We start from the raw sequence: 16763 nt of genomic DNA on the forward strand, positions 1-16763 counted from the left end.
ACGGATTGTTACCAACGGGTCGGCTCGCCCGGCGCCGATGCTTCGACCGCCAAAGCATGCAGGCCGGCTTGAAGTTCGGGCTTCAGGATATCATTTATGATGCGGTGCCGCTCGACGCGGCTTTTCCCCTCGAATGCCCTCGATACGATGCGGACCCGCATATGGGTTCCGCCCTGTCCGGCAAATTCCGGCTTGTGGCCGGCGTGCTGATGGCTTTCGTCGATAACGTCCAGCCGTTCCGGCGCAAGGGCATGGGTCAGGCTCGCTTCGATACGGGCTTTTGTCGTCATGATTTTGCTCCGAAGCAGCGTGAAAGGGCATCCCACAAACCAGCAGCAAAGGGATTTGTCAATTCTTGTCCTGTCTTGCCATGCAGCCCATAATGTACGCCTCATGAACCTCGATTCAAAATATTTCGACCGTATCCGGACGCGACGGAACCGCAAGCAGGAGGAGCCCGCGCAGGCTCCGACCTGCCAATGGGACGGCTGCGACAAACCGGGCGCCCACCGCGCCCCCGTTGGCCGCAACGCCGAGGGGCAGTTCTTCCTGTTCTGTTTCGAGCACGTGAAGGACTACAACAAGGGCTATAACTATTTCTCCGGCCTCTCCGACAGCGAGATCGCGCGCTACCAGAAGGAAGCGATCACCGGGCATCGCCCGACCTGGTCGGTTGGCGTCAACAAGGACGTCAAGGATGCGCCTTTGCATGCGACCGTGCGCTCCGGCGGCGCTGCGAGCCATAACCGCATCAAGGACCCGTTCGGCTTCGTGCGTGAGGGGCGGGCTGGCGCCGGCACGCGTGCGCCCCAGGCGCGCAAGCTGAAGACGCTGGAGCAGAAGGCGTTCGATACGATGGAATTGACGGCGGGGGCGACTTCGGCGGAAATCAAGAGCCGCTACAAGGAGCTCGTCAAGAAGCATCACCCCGATGCGAATGGCGGCGACCGCGGATCGGAAGAACGTTTTCGCGCGGTCATTCAGGCATATCAGTTGTTGAAACAGTCCGGTTTCTGCTAAGCCGTTACGAACAGGATGCAGCAAGAATTGCTGCCGGGCCTTCGTCCGTCCGGCATGGAGTGGTGATGAGCAAAATTGATCTTGATATTTCCAACCTTCCCGACACGACCGTTTCGGTCAGAGACGTCTTCGGCATCGATACCGACCTGAAGGTTCCAGCCTACAGCAATGGCGACCCCTATGTTCCGGACCTCGATCCCGACTATCTTTTCGACCGCGACACGACGCTCGCCATCCTCGCCGGTTTTGCCCATAACCGCCGCGTCATGGTCTCCGGTTTCCACGGCACCGGCAAATCGACCCATATCGAGCAGGTCGCCGCCCGCCTCAACTGGCCCTGCGTGCGCGTCAACCTCGACAGCCATGTCAGCCGTATCGATCTCGTCGGCAAGGACGCCATCGTTCTGAAGGACGGCAAGCAGATCACCGAATTCAAGGACGGCATCCTGCCCTGGGCCTACCAGCACAATGTCGCGCTCGTGTTCGACGAATATGATGCCGGCCGCCCGGACGTGATGTTCGTCATCCAGCGCGTGCTGGAAAGCTCCGGCCGCCTGACGTTGCTCGATCAGAGCCGCGTCATCCGTCCTCACCCCGCCTTCCGCCTGTTCGCGACGGCAAACACCGTCGGCCTCGGCGATACGACCGGCCTCTATCACGGCACGCAGCAGATCAACCAGGCGCAGATGGACCGATGGTCCATCGTCACCACGCTGAACTACCTGCCGCACGAAAAGGAAGTCGATATCGTTGCCGCCAAGGTGAAGTCTTTTGGCAGGACGGCCGAAGGTCGCGAGACGGTTTCCAAGATGGTTCGCATCGCCGACATGACGCGCTCGGCCTTCATCAACGGCGACCTGTCGACCGTGATGAGCCCGCGTACCGTCATCACCTGGGCTGAAAATGCCGAGATCTTCGGCGATGTCGGTTTCGCGTTCCGCGTCACCTTCCTCAACAAGTGTGATGAACTGGAGCGCACGCTGGTGGCCGAACAGTACCAGCGCGCCTTCGGTGTCGAGTTGAAGGAAAGCGCCGCCAACATCGTTCTCGGGGCTTGAACGCACGGAAGCACTAGGCATGGCAGGTCGCGGAGACAATTCGAAACCCAAGGCAGGCGGTCCGGTCGATACCGAGCCGTTGCGCCGGGCGATTACCGGGTGCGTCCGTTCGGTCGCAGGTAGTGGCGAAGTGGAAGTTACTTTCGCCAACGAGCGTCCCGGCATGGCCGGGGAGCGCATTCGGCTGCCGGAAATTTCGAAACGTCCGACGGCGCATGAGCTGGCTGTCACCCGCGGTCTCGGCGATTCGATGGCGCTGCGGCTTGCCTGTCACGATACCAATATTCATGCGAGCATGGCGCCGCAGGGTTCCGATGCGCGGGCCATCTTTGATGCGGTGGAGCAGGCGCGCGTCGAATCCATCGGCTCGCTGCGCATGGCCGGCATGGCCGCCAATATCGGCAGCATGAACTCGGAAAAATACGCCAAGGCCAATTTCACCGGCGTCGAGCGTCAGGAAGACGCGCCGATCGGCGAAGCCATGGCCATGCTGGTGCGCGAAAAGCTGACCGGCGTTGCGCCGCCGGAAAGTGCGGGCAAGGTGCTCGATCTGTGGCGGCCGTTCATCGAGCAGAATGCCTCTTCCGACCTCGATAACCTCAAGAGCGTGATCGACGACCAGCAGGCCTTCGCCAAGCTCGTCCGGCACATGCTGTCCTCGATGCAGATGGCCGAGGATTACGGCGACGAGGAAAGCGAGCCGGAAGAACTCGAAAATCAGAGTGAGGAAGAGCAGGCCCGCAGCAACGAGACCGAAAACGAAGAGGTCGAGGAAGAGGCGGGATCGGACGCGGCGCCGGCTGAACAGAGCCAGGCCGCCGAAGACGAGATGGATGACGGCGAGATGGACGGCGCCGAAATCTCCGACGACGACATGTCGGAGGAGAGCGACGAACATTCCGAGACGCCGGGCGAGACCAAGCGTCCCAACAGCCCGTTTGATGATTTTAACGAGAAGGTCGACTACAAGATCTTCATCAAGGAATTCGACGAGGAAATTACCGCGGAGGAACTTTGCGACGAAGCCGAACTCGACCGGTTGCGCGCCTTCCTCGACAAGCAGCTGGCGCATCTGCAGAGTGCCGTTGGCCGTCTCGCCAACCGCCTGCAGCGCCGCCTGATGGCGCAGCAGAACCGGTCCTGGGATTTCGATCTGGAAGAGGGGTATCTCGATCCGGCGCGTCTCGTGCGCCTCGTCATAGACCCGATGCAGCCCCTTTCCTTCAAGAGGGAACGGGACACTAAATTCCGCGATACGGTCGTCTCGCTGGTGATCGACAATTCCGGGTCGATGCGCGGCCGCCCGATTACGGTTGCCGCATCTTGCGCCGACATTCTCGCCCGCACGCTGGAACGCTCCGGTGTCAAGGTTGAGATTTTGGGCTTTACAACAAAGGCCTGGAAGGGTGGACAGAGCCGCGAAAACTGGCTCGCTAGCGGCAAGCCGGCAACGCCGGGCCGTCTCAACGATCTGCGCCACATCATCTACAAGTCGGCCGACGCCCCTTGGCGCCGGTCACGCCGTAATCTCGGCCTGATGATGCGCGAAGGCCTGCTCAAGGAAAACATCGATGGTGAGGCGCTGATGTGGGCGCATAACCGCCTGATCGGTCGCCGCGAACAGCGCAAGATCCTGATGATGATTTCCGACGGCGCGCCGGTCGACGATTCGACACTGTCGGTCAATCCGGGCAATTATCTCGAGCGGCACCTGCGCGCCGTCATTGAGCAGATCGAGACGCGCTCGCCCGTGGAACTGCTCGCGATCGGTATCGGTCACGACGTAACGCGCTATTATCGTAAAGCTGTCACCATCGTCGATGCCGACGAACTGGCGGGCGCCATGACCGAGCAGCTGGCTTCGCTCTTTGAGGAAAGCACCGGGACCGGCCGCGGCCGTCGCACGGGGTGAGAGCCGGCCCGCGCATGCGCTACACGGTTTCCGGTTTTCGCATTTCAGTCGTCGCGGTTTCGCTGATGGCGGTTGTTCCGCTGCCTTCGAAGGCGGCGCAGGTTGATGCGCCGATCAAGGCGCGTGCTTTCCAAGCGTTCAAGGCGGGCCAGCCGGACAACCGGTTCGGTGCGCTCGAATTTGTCGGTGGCATTGAATACACGTCCGACAACGAGTTCGTCGGAGCCGTCTCCGGCATCCGCTTCCGGCCGGACGCAAAGAACTTTGTAGCCGTGCTCGATACCGGGCACTGGATGACCGGCACGATCGATCGCGACGGACAAGGGCGCCTGTCGGGGATGCGCGATGTCCGCATCCTGCCCATGGTGGATGCCACGGGGCGGGAGCCGCGTTCCAAGGGTGATATCGATGCCGAGGGTGTGGCGCTGCGCGACGGCGAGGCTATCGTCAGTTTCGAGCGGCGCCACCGCGTGGACGTTTATCCCGATCCGGGTTTTGAAACGTCCCGCCCGACAAAGACGCTGGATTTTCTCATTCCGCGCCGTGAGTTGCGGGCCAATGGCGGCATGGAAACGGTCGTCGCTGCACCGAAAAACGGCCCGCTTGGCGGTGCCATTGTCGTGGTTGCGGAAAAGAGCGTCGATGAGGACGGCAATTTCTACGCCGCCATCATGGAAGGGCCGCGCAAGGGCCAGTTCAAGGTCAAGCGCCATCATCCGTTCGATATTACCGATGGCGCCTTTCTGCCAAATGGCGACCTCGTTCTCTTGGAGCGGTCTTTTAGCGTGCTCGGTGGCGTCGGCATGCGCATTCGGCGCATCGATGGCGACAGCCTTAAGTCGGGCGCGCTGGTGGATGGCGAGATGTTGATCGAGGCGGATATGGGCCAGCAGATCGACAATATGGAAGGCCTCGATGTGGTGGCAGGACCGGATGGTGCGCCACATCTGATCGTCGTGTCCGATGACAATCATTCGATCTTCCAGCGCAACCTGATGCTGGAGTTCAGGTTGATGCCGTGATCGTGCTTCTCTATCCTTCGCGTCCGGCGGTTTGGGAGGAAAGAGATGGTTCGTATTCATGTCATGGGCGCATCCGGTTCCGGCACGACCTCGCTCGGCATGGCGCTGGCGGAAAAGCTCGGCATTCCGCATCTCGATTCCGATGATTTTTACTGGATGCCGACCGACCCGCCTTATACAACGCCGCGCGAGATCGGTGCGCGTATCGCCATGCTGGAAGAGCAGGCTTTGCCGGATGACGGATGGGTGCTGACCGGCTCGGCCCTCAAATGGGGCAGGTCGATAGAGCCGTTTTATCATCTGATCGTGTTTCTGAGGCTGGATCCGGCTGTGCGGATGGAGCGCATCCGCAAACGGGAAGCGGCGCGTTATGGCGCAAGGATCACCGCCGGCGGCGATATGGCGCACAAGAGCCAAGCATTTCTGGAATGGGCGGAAAGTTACGATACGGCGGGGCCGGAGCAGCGCAGCCTTGTGGCGCATGAGGCATGGCTGTCAGCGCAGACAGCGCCCGTTCTGCGGCTGGATTCGATAAGCCCGGTGACGGAGCTTGCCGAGGCTTTCTCCGTCATCCGATTTTCAGGACGGGTGTTCGCGTTTAGCGGGCGGTAACCTGCGGCATGGGCTTCAGCACGTTCATAAGCGCGCCATAGGGCAGCAGCAGTACGACGCCGACCACGATCTTGACGACGAGATCACCGAGCGCCCAGGAGATCCAGCGTGGTGCTTCCGTCGCCATGACGCCGAGGATCGGTGCAGGGGCTACCGCAAAATCGAGGTTGGGGCCGATGAAGGCGAAGAAGGGTGCGAAGGCGATCGAGAAGAACAGGATAGTATCGAGAACCGTGCCGATCATCGAGGCTGCCAGCGGCGCCTTCCACCAGCTCTTGCGGCGCAGCTCGTTGAAGACCGAGATGTCGAGCAACTGGCCGACAAGGAAAGCTGTGCCGGAGGCGATGGCGATGCGCGGCTCAGACAGCCAGAAGGAAAGCGCCACGCCGACGACAAAGCCGACATAGACGATGCGGCGCGCCACGGCGGGGCCGAACTGGCGATTGGCGAGGTCGGTGACGAGAAAGGCGACGGGGTAGGTGAAGGCGCCCCATGTCAGGAGATCGCCGAGGGCAATGCCGAAAAGCGTTCCCGTCAGGTGAAACTGTACAAGAATGTTGGATGCGACCACGATGGCCGCCATGACGAGAGCATAGGTAAGGGTGTGACGTGTCGTCAGCATTTTTTTATCCTGGGTGATGCCACCAGTTGACGTTTAGCAAAGGAAAAGGCCTGTGCGACAAACGCCCAAGCCTTCACCAGAACCGATGATGTGTAATGTCGAAGCTGATTAAGCGGCTTCGGCGGTCTTCTTGACGATCTGGCGGCGCAGCAGACGAGCGCGCATCGACAGTTCGGTTTCATCCGACTTGATGAGGAAGGCATCGAGGCCGCCACGATGTTCGACCGAACGCAGGGCGTGGGCCGAAACGCGCAGGCGGAAACGCTGGCCGAGAGCGTCGGAGATCAGCGTGACCTGGCAGAGGTTCGGCAGGAACCGACGACGGGTCTTGTTGTTGGCATGGCTGACGTTATTGCCGGTCATTACGCCCTTGCCGGTCAGTTCGCATACACGAGACATGGGATACACCTTTGTTTTCTTCTGCAATCGGAGGCTCATCCGGGCAATGCCCGTCACGCCGATCCAACTGGTCCTGATTGGAAAGTTGCGGTTCTATAGTCAGTGGGGCCGCGCGCGTCAAGCCAAACCTTCAGCCGAATCGGGATAATCCCGGGGCAGGCGCCACAAGCCGCTATTTTCTTGCCATAGTGACACGCCTATATGACGTCAACAATTCTTAAGGTCAGGACTGGTTCATGGTCGCCAAGGCTTCCGCTGCATTCGTCGCCGCCATCGTTAGCGTCTGCACGGCTCTGCCCGCCGGCGCCGCCGGCATCCGTCACACGAGTGAATACAGCGTGTCGCTCGGCATCCTGCCGGTGGCGAGAATGTCGTTCGCAAGCGAGTTCAACGAAAAGTCCTACACGATCAACGGCAGTTTCCGCTCCGCAGGCCTCGTTGACGTGATCGCCAAGACCTCGGCCGAGACGACGGTCAAGGGTTCGATGGGCAATGATCGACTGCAGGCCAATTCCTACACGCTGGTCTATACGACGAAAAAGAAAACCCAGACCTATGACGTTCAATATCGCAACGGCAACGTCGTCTCGACCACGGTGAAGCCGGAGCCGAAAGCGCGACCGGCGAGCTGGGTGCCGATCGGTGACGGTGACCTGCGGGCGGTGCTCGATCCGCTTTCCGGCATGATCTTTCCGGCCGATGCGAAGATCTGCCCCGGCAGACTGCCGATCTACGACGGCGAGTCCCGTCTCGATCTCGTGCTGACGGCCAAGGGCACGGAAAAATTCTCCACGTCCGGCTTCAAGGGCGATGCCATCGTCTGCTCGATCCGATATGTCCCGAAGTCCGGCTATCGCAAGGGTCGCAAGGATATCGAATACCTCAAGACGGTTTCGATGGAGGTGTGGTTCGCCAAGGCCGATGGCGCCAATGTCTATGCGCCGGTCTACGCCTATATCCCGACGCGGATGGGGCCGCTTTATGTGAAGGCGACAAAATACGGCGGGTGAGAAATACAGCAAATCCGGCTTGGGGGAGTTGGGGCATGTCGGCCATTCATAACGAGCAGACGAAATATATTGCGAATGCCTTTGATCGCGCGTCGACGTCCTGCCTCACGGTGGGTGTTTTCGCGCCCATTGCGGCGGCTGTCTACGCGCCTTTGGCAACGGGAGGCGGCATGCTTCCCTTGATGTTCTTTGGTGTCTGTTGGCTTTTCGCCGCCGCCATATTACATTTATCGGGTAAAACGATCTTGAGGAGACTGCGATGACCGGTTTGCAGATTTATGCATTCATTGTGCTGCCGCTCTCCATCGCGGCGATTGGCTGGACCTACGCTTATCTTTGGGTGCGCAACGATAAGCGCAAGCACGGCGAATAACGCCGGCTTCAAAGCCGATCCGGCTGCCAGTCTGCCGGCGCCATTTCGAAACTGGCGAAATCAAAGCCGGGCGCCACAGTGCAGCCCACAAGCGTATAGGCGCCCAGCGGTTCGGCGGATTGCCAGGCATACGCCGGCACCACCGCCTGTGGCCTTTGACCGGCTGCGAGCTCGTTTCCGAGCGTCACCGTTCTTGTCGCGCGACCATCGGTGGAAATTCTAAGGAGCAACGGATCGCCGGCATAGAAATGCCAGACCTCGGAGGCATCGCGCACCCTGTGCCAGTGCGAGCGTTCTCCGGCCTGAAGCAGATAGTAGATCGCCGTCGAGTGTCCGCGCGGCGCACCGTGTTCATCGCGAAAGGTCTCGACATACCATCCGCCTTCCGGATGGCGCTGCATGCCGAGCGTCGCGATGATCTCTTCGACACGGCCCATGGCAGGCATCAGAAATTGTCCTTGCGCTTGCGGATTTCAGCAAACACTTCCTCATTGGTCTTGCCTTCCATGATCAGGTTGCGGCGGATCGACGGGTCCGCGGCGCGCAGAAACGGGTTGGTTTCCTTCTCCAGCCCCATCATGGTCGGGATGGTAAAGCGACCCTCGGCGCGGGCTTCCTCGATCTGGACGACACGGCGCTGCAGGGCTTCGTTGTCGGGATCGATGGTCAGCGCAAAGCGGGCGTTGGCAAGCGTGTATTCGTGGCCGAAATAAATAGCGGTTTCATCCGGCAGCACAGCCAGTTTCTGCAGCGAATGCCACATGTCGGCGGCCGGACGTTCGAACAGGCGGCCGCAGCCGAGTGCGAACAGCGTGTCGGCGGCAAACAGAATCTTGTCTTCGGAAAAATGGAAACAGATATGACCGGCCGTATGGCCCGGTGTCTCGATCGCCCGCACCAGATGTTCGCCAAACAGGAATTCGTCGCCATCTTCAACGCTGCGATCAAGGCCCGGAATGGCCACGGCCTCGTTGACCGGGCCAATGATTTCCAGATCGAACCGCGCCTTCAAGGCGAGATTGGCCTCGACATGATCGGTGTGATGATGGGTCGTGAAAATGTGGCTGATGGTCCAGCCGCGGCGTTCGGCGGCGTCCACGATCGGCTTTTCTTCCGGTGCGTCGATCGAGGCCGTCAGGCCGGTCTCGGGGTCATGCACCAGCACGCCGTAATTGTCGCTACGGCATGAAAAGACTTCGATCTCCAGCGATTTCATCAATCCGCCTCTCTTGCTTGAATGGCCCTGCGAACAATGTAGAGGGTGAGACGCTGAAGTCCAACCGCTTGTCCGATAGCAAATTGCCATGCACGCCGATATCGTCGATCTGAGAGAATTCTATCAAACCCCGCTCGGCCGTGTGACCGAACAGTCGATCGCGATGGCTTTGTCGTCCGTATGGGCACGGCTGCCACAGGAGCGGCTGGTCGGCCTGGGATACGCCGTTCCCTATCTCGACCGGTTCCGCAGGGACACGGAGCGGACATTCGCCTTCATGCCGGCCGGACAGGGAGCGGTGAACTGGCCGCCCGGCGAGCTGTCTTCGACGGCCTTGGTGTTCGACGAGGAACTGCCGCTACCGGATTCTTCGATCGATCGGTTCTTGTTGGTGCATTCACTCGAATTTGCCGAGAACCCGCGGGAAAGTCTCAAGGAGATCTGGCGGGTTCTGGCACCCGGCGGGCGTCTGGTCATCGTCGTGCCCAATCGCCGTGGGGTCTGGGCGCGGATGGAGCATACGCCCTTTGGTTCGGGCAGGCCCTATTCGCGCGGCCAGCTCACATCGCTGCTGCGCGAAAGCAATTTCACGCCGTCGGCAAGCGCCGAGGCCTTGTTCTTCCCGCCCTCCAAATTGCGGTTCCTGCTGAAACTGCGGCATCTCCTCGAACAGGGCGGGCGACGTTTCTGGCCGGTGTTTTCAGGCGTGATCGTGGTGGAGGCGCAAAAGCGGCTCTATCAGGGACTGCCGGTGGCGGCCCGCGCCTCACGCCGCGTATTCGTGCCGGTCCTCGCACCGCAGGGCGTGCCGACCACGCGCAACCGCGACTAGAGCAAGTCGCAGCTAATCTGCGCCATTCTGTTGGCTTAGACGGCGTCGGATATTCGTTCGGTTGGCGCGCGTCGTCGCCAAAGCATACGGCCAAGCCGGCCGAACGAATAGGCGGCCCGTATCAGCCACCCCCCCATTTGATCAGAAGGAAGGGAGCCGGGCATCTTTCCGCCAGGATCAGAGGCGATCGACTTGAACGTACCTTAAGGTATGCCCCTCGCCAATCGCCTCTGCCCTGACGAAAACCTGCTCCGGCCGAATGGCGCAGATTAGCTGCGACGTGCTCTAAGACCGACGCCACTCGACAAGACGGCGCTTCCGTTTTATTGCCTCAAGGCAATTCTTCGCCGGCTTTTCCGGCGTGTTCCCTGGAAGGTCTGTCGATGAGCACCGAGATGATGAAACCCGTTCCGCGTCCGGGTATCCTGGATATTGCCGCCTATGTACCCGGCAAGGATCATGCGGGAGGGGTCGCTCGCGTCTACAAGCTCTCGTCCAACGAAACGCCGCTCGGTGCCAGCCCCAGGGCGATCGAGGCGTTTCGCGAGGCGGCCGGCAATCTCGAACTTTACCCGGATGGTCAAGCGCATGCCCTGCGCGAAGCGATTGCTTCGGTCAACGGCCTGAACGCCGCCAACATTCTCTGCGGCAACGGGTCCGATGAATTGCTCGGCCTTCTCTGCCACGTCTATCTTGGCGCGGGGGACGAAGCTGTTATCACCGAGCACGGTTTCCTCGTCTACAAGATCCAGATCATGGGCGCGGGCGCCACGCCGGTCACCGTGCCTGAGAAGGACTATACGGTCGATGTCGACGCTATTCTTGCGGCCGTGACGCCAAAGACCAAGCTTGTCTTCATTGCCAATCCGGGCAACCCGACGGGAACCTACGTGCCTGTTACCGATATCCGCCGCCTGCAGGCCGGACTGCCGAAAAACGTCATTCTCGTTCTCGACGCGGCCTATGCGGAATATGTGCGCCGGAACGATTACGAAGCCGGTATTGAACTCGTATCGTCCAACAGCAATGTCGTGATGTGCCGAACCTTCTCCAAGGTCTACGGTCTGGCGGCGCTGCGTATCGGCTGGATGTATGGCCCGCTCGAAATCGTCGATGCGATGAACCGCGTGCGCGGACCCTTCAACCTCAATGCTCCAGCGATCGCTGCCGGTGCCGCCGCCATGCGCGACCAAGCTTTCATCGGCAATGCGGTGGAATATAACAAGCTGTGGCTCGACAAGTTGACCCACGCCTTCGAGGCGATCGGGCTCACGGTCACGCCTTCCGTCACCAATTTTATCCTCATCCATTTCCCGGATGTCGATGGCAAGCGCGCGCCGGATGCGGATGCCTTCCTTTCCAGCCGCGGTTACATCCTGCGCGCCGTCAAGGGTTACGGCCTGCCGAACGCGCTGCGCATGACGGTCGGCCCGGAAGAGGCAAACCGTGGCGTCATCGAAGCGCTCGGTGAGTTCATGGCGAAAAGCGCATGACCGACCCGCAGTTTAACCGCATCGCCCTGATCGGCATCGGTCTGATCGGCTCCTCCATCGCCCGCGATGTGAAGGCGCTCGGTCTGGCCGGTCAGGTGGTGATTTCCTCGCGCAGTGCTGAAACGCTGAAGCGCGCGGAAGAACTCGATCTCGGCACGCATTACGTATCGTCCGCGACCGAGGCCGTGAAGGATGCGGATCTCGTCATCGTGTCCGTCCCGGTCGGATCCTCCGGCGCAGTTGCCGAACAGATCGCGCCGAACCTCAAGCCGGGTGCGATCCTGACCGATGTCGGCTCGACCAAGGCGTCGGTCATCGCCCAGATGGCGCCGTTTGTGCCGGAAGGCGTACACTTCATTCCTGGCCATCCGCTGGCAGGCACGGAAAAATCCGGACCCGATGCCGGGTTTGCGGGCCTGTTCCAGGACCGCTGGTGCATCTTCACGCCATTGCCGGACACGGATGCCGCCGCTCTGGAAAAGCTCAAGGCTTTCTGGATCGCGCTTGGTTCGCGGATCGACGAGATGGATCCGCAGCATCACGACAAGGTGCTCGCCATCGTCTCGCACCTGCCGCATATCATCGCCTACAATATCGTCGGCACGGCGGATGATCTTGAAACGGTAACGGAATCGGAAGTCATCAAATATTCCGCCTCCGGTTTCCGCGATTTTACCCGCCTGGCCGCGTCCGATCCCACCATGTGGCGGGATGTCTGCCTGCATAACAAGGATGCGATCCTTGAAATGCTGGCGCGCTTTTCGGAAGATCTCGCCTATCTGCAGCGGGCGATCCGCTGGGGCGAGGGCGACAAGCTGTTCGAATTGTTTACCCGCACCCGCGACGTGCGCCGCTCGATCATTCAGGCCGGCCAGGACGTGGACGCCCCGGACTTCGGACGCCACGCGCTGGACCAGAAAAAATAATCAGATCGGCGGAATTTCACCCACCTGGATGAAGCCGCCGACCAGAATTTTTCCGTTCCTGATGGTGAAGTCGATCGAAGCGCGATCGCCGCCACCGAGCGCCGACAACATGTTGGTGGCGTTGTTCAGCATCGGACCAATGCCGGGAACGACAGTTTCAAGGCTCTGTTTCCATGCTTCCAGCTTTTCCACGCGTAGCTTCATCTTACCGTTGATGCGCCCATCCGCCGTGACGCTGAACGGGCCCGACAGGCTGATGATCCGCCCGTCGCCCAGATCGGCAGACAGATTTCGGATAGTGCCTTCGGCGCCGTAAAGCGAGACGTTGCGATCGCTGCCATCGATCAGCCCGGCCTTGCCGGCCAGCGTCACGTCGGCGCTGGTCGTCAGCGCCGGCAGGCCCTGCGGCACGCTTTCACCCGTTACGCTGGCATTGGTCACGGTCATCGCGGCATCGAGATCGGCGCCGTTCTGGCGCAGATGCATTTCGGTATTGGCGGCCGCAAGATTGAAGGTCTGGCCGCTGGCGGACGAAACGATCGCAGATTTAAGCGCGGCGATGGCGGTGGAGGACCGCTCCACGCCTCGACCCTTGGCGGTAAGGCTCGATTGCAGGCTTTCCCACTGCGAGGAAATGCTCAGGCCGTGGCCGGTGCGGATTTCGGAAGGTCCGTCGAGTTCCCAGACGACATGTTTGGGATCGTAGACCTGGGCGGCCGAACGCAGGCCGCCAAACGTCGCCGAAACGCCGTTGTTGCGATCCTCCACCGAAACGCGTGAGCAGAAAAGGCCGATGCGGAAAGGATAGCCGCGATATTCGGCATCCGTGCATTCGGCGATCACGCCGGCCTTTTCCTGGCTACCCAACAGCGTCAGGGTGCGGTCCTTCAGCAAGGAGGCGGCGTAGAACCAGCCGCCGGTATAGACGCCGATGAGCAGAATGATGACGGTTGCAAGAGCCCAAATCCTGCCGCTGACGCTCCGCCGGCTTGACGCTGCCATGATGTTCTCCAATGGTGCTTCGATTGCAGAGGTGTTGCGTCGGATATGGACGAATTTTGGGTGTTTGGCTACGGCTCGTTGATGTGGAATCCGGGCTTCGAATATGAAGAGCGCATGGCGGCGCGCGCTTTCGGATATCGCCGGTCACTGTGCGTGCGGTCCTTTGTACATCGTGGAACGCCCGAAAAGCCGGGTCTGGTTCTGGGTCTCGACCGCGGCGGCTCATGCCGCGGCGTGGCGTTTCGGGTGCGTGGCGCGCTGCACGGACCGGTCATGACCTATCTCGCCGAGCGCGAACTCGTGACAAATGTTTATCGCGAACGCATGCTGCCGCTGATGCTGGCCAATGGTGTGAAGGTCTCGGCGGTCGGCTATGTCGTCGATCGGGGTCATCTGCAGTATGCCGGCGCGCTCGGTGTCGAGGAGGCGTCGCGTATCGTGCATGCGTCCAGTGGTCGGTCCGGGCCGAACGATGCCTATGTTCTCAGCACGCTGGATCACCTGCGCGAGATGGGCATTCGCGATCTGTGGCTGGAAGCCGTGGGTGCGCGTGTTCACGCCCTGCAGGCGCAGGATGAAGCCTCGGCGGTCGGCTGATCGGTCAGGAGACTGTCTGCGCCTGCAGCTCCGTCAGACGCTTGACCGCCGTCGGCGGCAGCGGCAGATGCGGGTTGTTGATCGCGGTCTGGACCAACAGTTCGTCGCTTGCCTGTTCCAGTGTCGCGATCAGATGGGTGTAGAACGCATCCGGCTCCATTCCCGGCTGGATCGGCGGCAGGATTTTCACCTTGAAGCGGCCGGGGTGCTTGATCAGCTTGCGGCGGCCCCAGAACAGACCCCAATGGGCGACGATCGGCACAACCGGAACCTGCACGTCGCGATAGATGCGGGCAATACCATAGCGGTAATCTGGCGCATCACCCGGCGCGCGGCGCGTGCCTTCCGGATAGATGATCAACTGCCGGCCGGAATCCATTTCCTGCCGCGTCCGCTTCATCATCTCGACCATGACCTTGCCGCGCGCGCCGCGATTGACCGGGATCATCCGCTGCTTGGCGACATACCAGCCGAACAGCGGGATCCACAGCAGTTCGCGCTTGAGGATATAGACCGGATCGCGCTGGTAGGGCAGGAGGGCAAACGTGTCCCAGGCCGACTGGTGCTTTGGTGCAAAGATGCAGCCGCCTTCGGGAATGTTTTCCATCCCTTCAATTTCGAACGTCGCGCCGACGATCTTCTCCATCAGCCAGTTGTTGGAAGCCGCCCAGGCTTTCGGAATGCGATAGGCGACCCTTCGCGGCAGCAGGAAATAGATCGGCGAGAGCACGATCATGCGGACGATGGTGTTGGTATAGAAGGCCGTGTTGAACAGGACCGAACGCAAGAGCAGCATGAACGCATTTCCGGATAAGGGACTAGGCGCTGCCTACACGATATCGAGAGACGAGGAAAGCTGGCTTGTCCGGGTCGCGCATCGGTTGCCTTGTGTCGGCGGCGTGGGGTGCAGGAAAGATCACTGACCTTTGGAGGGCGTATTGTCGGCGTCGGTCCGCAATCCGCTGCCCTGGCTCATGCCCGCCCAGTCGCGCATCATCGCGGCGGCCATCTTGCCGTATTCCCCCAGCATGATGCGCAGCGCGTCGGGGTCGGTGAACCACGCCTTGCGGGCAAGGTCGGCATTGATGACCGGATAGGGAATGAAAGTCGTCTGCGCATCGCGCTGGCGCAGTTCGTGCAGGCTGCGGGGCATGTGGTAATTGTTCGTGACGACCAGAACCGAGCGGTAGGCATGGTCATGGATCCAGCGGATGATTTCGTTGGCGTTGCCGATCGTGTCGATCGCGTCATAACCGATATCGACGCAGCAGGCGAACAGATCGGCCGAAACCTGCGTTGTCTTGCGGATCTGGCTGGGTGTGGCCGAAGGATGCGCGCCTGAAATCAGCAAGCGCCTTCCTGCGCCATCTCGCAACAGGCCGACGGCCTGGTCGATGCGCTGATAGCCACCCGTCAGAACGACGATCGCATCCGCCCGGGCGCTGTCCGGCGCCTTCAGCGACGTGACCTCGTTGGCAAACCAGAGGAAACCGCCGCAGAACACCGCAATCAGGGCGAGGCCGGCAAAGATCACCCGGCGCGCGAAGCGGCGGAGCGGACTGCGGCGTGACAACCAGCCGCTGCGTTTCCGGCGTTCCGGCTGGCGCTGCGGGTCCTGATCAGTGCTGGTCTTAACCGATGTCATGCTCAGTCCTTAGCCCGAGATCTGCGGCAAGAACAGGGCCATATTTCGGAGCGGATCGCTCATGGACGGTCAGGACGAGGGCAACCCGTCCGAGCGCGCCGGATCGGACCGGATCAGGTCGATCTCGTCGATCGTGCGCATCACCGTGAAACGGGCCGTGAGCGTCGTCAAAAGCGCAATCACCGCAATCGTGGCGACAATGCCGACATATCCGCCGAGCCCGATCGTGAACGTACCGAACAGAACCGTTGCCTGGTCGCTTTGCGGCGTGGCCAGCGAGCGGCTTTGCCAGAAGCCGGCAACCGCGAACAGAATGGCGGCCAGCACGCCGCCGGCGGCCGAACCTTTGAGGCTGATCATCAGGAAGTGTTTCTGGAATTCCCGAGCGACAAAGCCGCTTTCGGCGCCGACGAAATGCAGCACCTCGACGATATGGCGATTGCCAGACAAGGCGCCGCGCGTGGCAAACACGACGGTGAGGATCATTGCGGTGAACACGAGAACGAGAATGCCGGCGCCGATCATGACGGTGGTGCGGGCCATCGAGACCAGACGGTCGACCCAAGTGCGGTGGTCATCGAGAAAGGCCTGCGGAATTTCGGCATGCAGGCGGTCGCGCATGGCCTGGAAATCCGGTGGGTTGCTTTCATCGATGGTGATGATGACAAGGCGCGGGACCGGCAGTTCCTTGAGATCGAGGCCGCTGCCGAGCCAGGGCTCGAGCAGGCGCGCGGTGGCGCCGTCATCCATGATCGTGCCATTCGTCGTGCCGACGAAGCCGAGCGCGATGTCGCGGGCCTTTTCGAGCGTCGCATTCATGTCGAGCCCGTCATCGGGCTTGATCTGGATGGTGATCTCCCGCGAGATCTGGCTTTCCCAGCTGGAGGCTGTGGCGCGAACCATGCTGACGCCGCCGAGCGTGAGGCAGGCGAGAAAGGACATGATGGCGATCACCACCATCAGCGCATTGCCCTGGATGTTCGATGGCGGCAGGATCGGACCTGTCGGGCGGACATGCATTCCG

Annotated in this window: 20 protein-coding genes; 11 read left to right on the forward strand and 9 right to left on the reverse strand. The window is 61.1% G+C overall.

The window, feature by feature from the left end; all coding sequences use genetic code 11:
• Positions 1–8: 8 nt before the first annotated feature.
• Complete coding sequence (locus tag ACQKKX_RS11495) at positions 9–290, reverse strand: BolA family protein (RefSeq protein ID WP_427570818.1); 282 nt, start codon at positions 288–290, stop codon at positions 9–11.
• A gap of 103 nt (positions 291–393) precedes the next feature.
• Between ACQKKX_RS11495 and ACQKKX_RS11500 the strand changes: the two genes are divergently transcribed.
• The 5 genes from ACQKKX_RS11500 to ACQKKX_RS11520 all read left to right on the forward strand — a co-directional run bounded on the left by ACQKKX_RS11500 (position 394) and on the right by ACQKKX_RS11520 (position 5624).
• Positions 394–1020: a J domain-containing protein gene (locus ACQKKX_RS11500; RefSeq protein ID WP_427570819.1), complete on the forward strand. Its 627-nt coding sequence runs from the start codon at positions 394–396 to the stop codon at positions 1018–1020.
• A gap of 65 nt (positions 1021–1085) precedes the next feature.
• Positions 1086–2078 carry a cobaltochelatase subunit CobS gene (cobS, locus tag ACQKKX_RS11505; RefSeq protein ID WP_427570820.1) on the forward strand — a complete coding sequence of 331 codons (993 nt, stop codon included), beginning with the start codon at positions 1086–1088 and terminating at the stop codon, positions 2076–2078.
• A gap of 19 nt (positions 2079–2097) precedes the next feature.
• Positions 2098–3990: a cobaltochelatase subunit CobT gene (gene cobT, locus ACQKKX_RS11510; protein WP_427570821.1), complete on the forward strand. Its 1893-nt coding sequence runs from the start codon at positions 2098–2100 to the stop codon at positions 3988–3990.
• 14 nt (positions 3991–4004) lie between these two features.
• Complete coding sequence (locus ACQKKX_RS11515) at positions 4005–5012, forward strand: esterase-like activity of phytase family protein (RefSeq protein WP_427570822.1); 1008 nt, start codon at positions 4005–4007, stop codon at positions 5010–5012.
• A 45-nt stretch (positions 5013–5057) separates the two neighbouring features.
• A complete protein-coding gene (locus tag ACQKKX_RS11520; RefSeq protein WP_427570823.1) occupies positions 5058–5624 on the forward strand; it encodes a hypothetical protein in 567 nt (188 codons plus the stop codon).
• Here the strand turns inward: ACQKKX_RS11520 and ACQKKX_RS11525 are convergent.
• Both ACQKKX_RS11525 and rpmB read right to left on the reverse strand, forming a co-directional pair.
• On the reverse strand, positions 5611–6246 hold the full coding sequence (locus tag ACQKKX_RS11525; protein WP_427570824.1) for a queuosine precursor transporter: 636 nt from the start codon (positions 6244–6246) through the stop codon (positions 5611–5613). The two genes, ACQKKX_RS11520 and ACQKKX_RS11525, sit on opposite strands and share 14 nt — an antisense overlap.
• Positions 6247–6354: 108 nt before the next feature.
• Positions 6355–6645, reverse strand: coding sequence for a 50S ribosomal protein L28 (rpmB, locus tag ACQKKX_RS11530; RefSeq protein WP_427570825.1), 291 nt, complete (start codon positions 6643–6645; stop codon positions 6355–6357).
• A gap of 236 nt (positions 6646–6881) precedes the next feature.
• Between rpmB and ACQKKX_RS11535 the strand changes: the two genes are divergently transcribed.
• Together ACQKKX_RS11535 and ACQKKX_RS11540 are read left to right on the forward strand one after the other, a co-directional pair.
• A complete protein-coding gene (locus ACQKKX_RS11535) occupies positions 6882–7655 on the forward strand; it encodes a DUF3108 domain-containing protein (protein ID WP_427570826.1) in 774 nt (257 codons plus the stop codon).
• Positions 7656–7690: 35 nt separating this feature from the next.
• On the forward strand, positions 7691–7918 hold the full coding sequence (locus ACQKKX_RS11540) for a hypothetical protein (RefSeq protein WP_427570827.1): 228 nt from the start codon (positions 7691–7693) through the stop codon (positions 7916–7918).
• A 118-nt stretch (positions 7919–8036) separates the two neighbouring features.
• On the opposite strand, the gene ACQKKX_RS11545 is transcribed toward ACQKKX_RS11540, so the two are convergent.
• Positions 8037–8465 (reverse strand): cupin domain-containing protein, encoded by a 429-nt coding sequence (locus ACQKKX_RS11545; RefSeq protein WP_427570905.1) that lies wholly within the window; start codon positions 8463–8465, stop codon positions 8037–8039.
• An 8-nt stretch (positions 8466–8473) separates the two neighbouring features.
• Positions 8474–9244 (reverse strand): hydroxyacylglutathione hydrolase, encoded by a 771-nt coding sequence (gene gloB / locus ACQKKX_RS11550; RefSeq protein WP_427570828.1) that lies wholly within the window; start codon positions 9242–9244, stop codon positions 8474–8476.
• Between the two features lie 88 nt (positions 9245–9332).
• Between gloB and ACQKKX_RS11555 the strand changes: the two genes are divergently transcribed.
• The 3 genes from ACQKKX_RS11555 (at position 9333) to ACQKKX_RS11565 (ending at position 12495) form a co-directional block, all read left to right on the forward strand.
• On the forward strand, positions 9333–10076 hold the full coding sequence (locus ACQKKX_RS11555; RefSeq protein ID WP_427570829.1) for a class I SAM-dependent methyltransferase: 744 nt from the start codon (positions 9333–9335) through the stop codon (positions 10074–10076).
• Positions 10077–10459: 383 nt separating this feature from the next.
• Complete coding sequence (gene hisC / locus ACQKKX_RS11560) at positions 10460–11569, forward strand: histidinol-phosphate transaminase (protein ID WP_427570830.1); 1110 nt, start codon at positions 10460–10462, stop codon at positions 11567–11569.
• A complete protein-coding gene (locus ACQKKX_RS11565; RefSeq protein WP_427570831.1) occupies positions 11566–12495 on the forward strand; it encodes a prephenate/arogenate dehydrogenase family protein in 930 nt (309 codons plus the stop codon). The genes hisC and ACQKKX_RS11565 overlap by 4 nt, the downstream gene beginning before the upstream one ends.
• Here ACQKKX_RS11565 and ACQKKX_RS11570 read toward each other — a convergent pair whose 3' ends face one another.
• Positions 12496–13497, reverse strand: a complete 1002-nt coding sequence (locus ACQKKX_RS11570; protein WP_427570832.1) for a DUF2125 domain-containing protein — start codon at positions 13495–13497, stop codon at positions 12496–12498.
• Between the two features lie 45 nt (positions 13498–13542).
• Here ACQKKX_RS11570 and ACQKKX_RS11575 point away from each other — a divergent pair, with 45 nt between their 5' ends.
• Positions 13543–14094: a gamma-glutamylcyclotransferase gene (locus ACQKKX_RS11575; RefSeq protein ID WP_427570833.1), complete on the forward strand. Its 552-nt coding sequence runs from the start codon at positions 13543–13545 to the stop codon at positions 14092–14094.
• Between the two features lie 4 nt (positions 14095–14098).
• Here ACQKKX_RS11575 and ACQKKX_RS11580 read toward each other — a convergent pair whose 3' ends face one another.
• From ACQKKX_RS11580 to ACQKKX_RS11590, 3 genes are all read right to left on the reverse strand, one after another.
• On the reverse strand, positions 14099–14890 hold the full coding sequence (locus ACQKKX_RS11580) for a lysophospholipid acyltransferase family protein (protein ID WP_427570834.1): 792 nt from the start codon (positions 14888–14890) through the stop codon (positions 14099–14101).
• 120 nt (positions 14891–15010) lie between these two features.
• Positions 15011–15739 carry a YdcF family protein gene (locus ACQKKX_RS11585; RefSeq protein ID WP_427570835.1) on the reverse strand — a complete coding sequence of 243 codons (729 nt, stop codon included), beginning with the start codon at positions 15737–15739 and terminating at the stop codon, positions 15011–15013.
• 69 nt (positions 15740–15808) lie between these two features.
• On the reverse strand, positions 15809–16759 hold the full coding sequence (locus ACQKKX_RS11590) for a cell division protein FtsX (protein WP_427570906.1): 951 nt from the start codon (positions 16757–16759) through the stop codon (positions 15809–15811).
• Positions 16760–16763 lie beyond the last annotated feature (4 nt).

Source organism: Neorhizobium sp. NPDC001467 (genome assembly GCF_050275975.1).
Taxonomy (GTDB): Bacteria; Pseudomonadota; Alphaproteobacteria; order Rhizobiales; family Rhizobiaceae; genus Neorhizobium.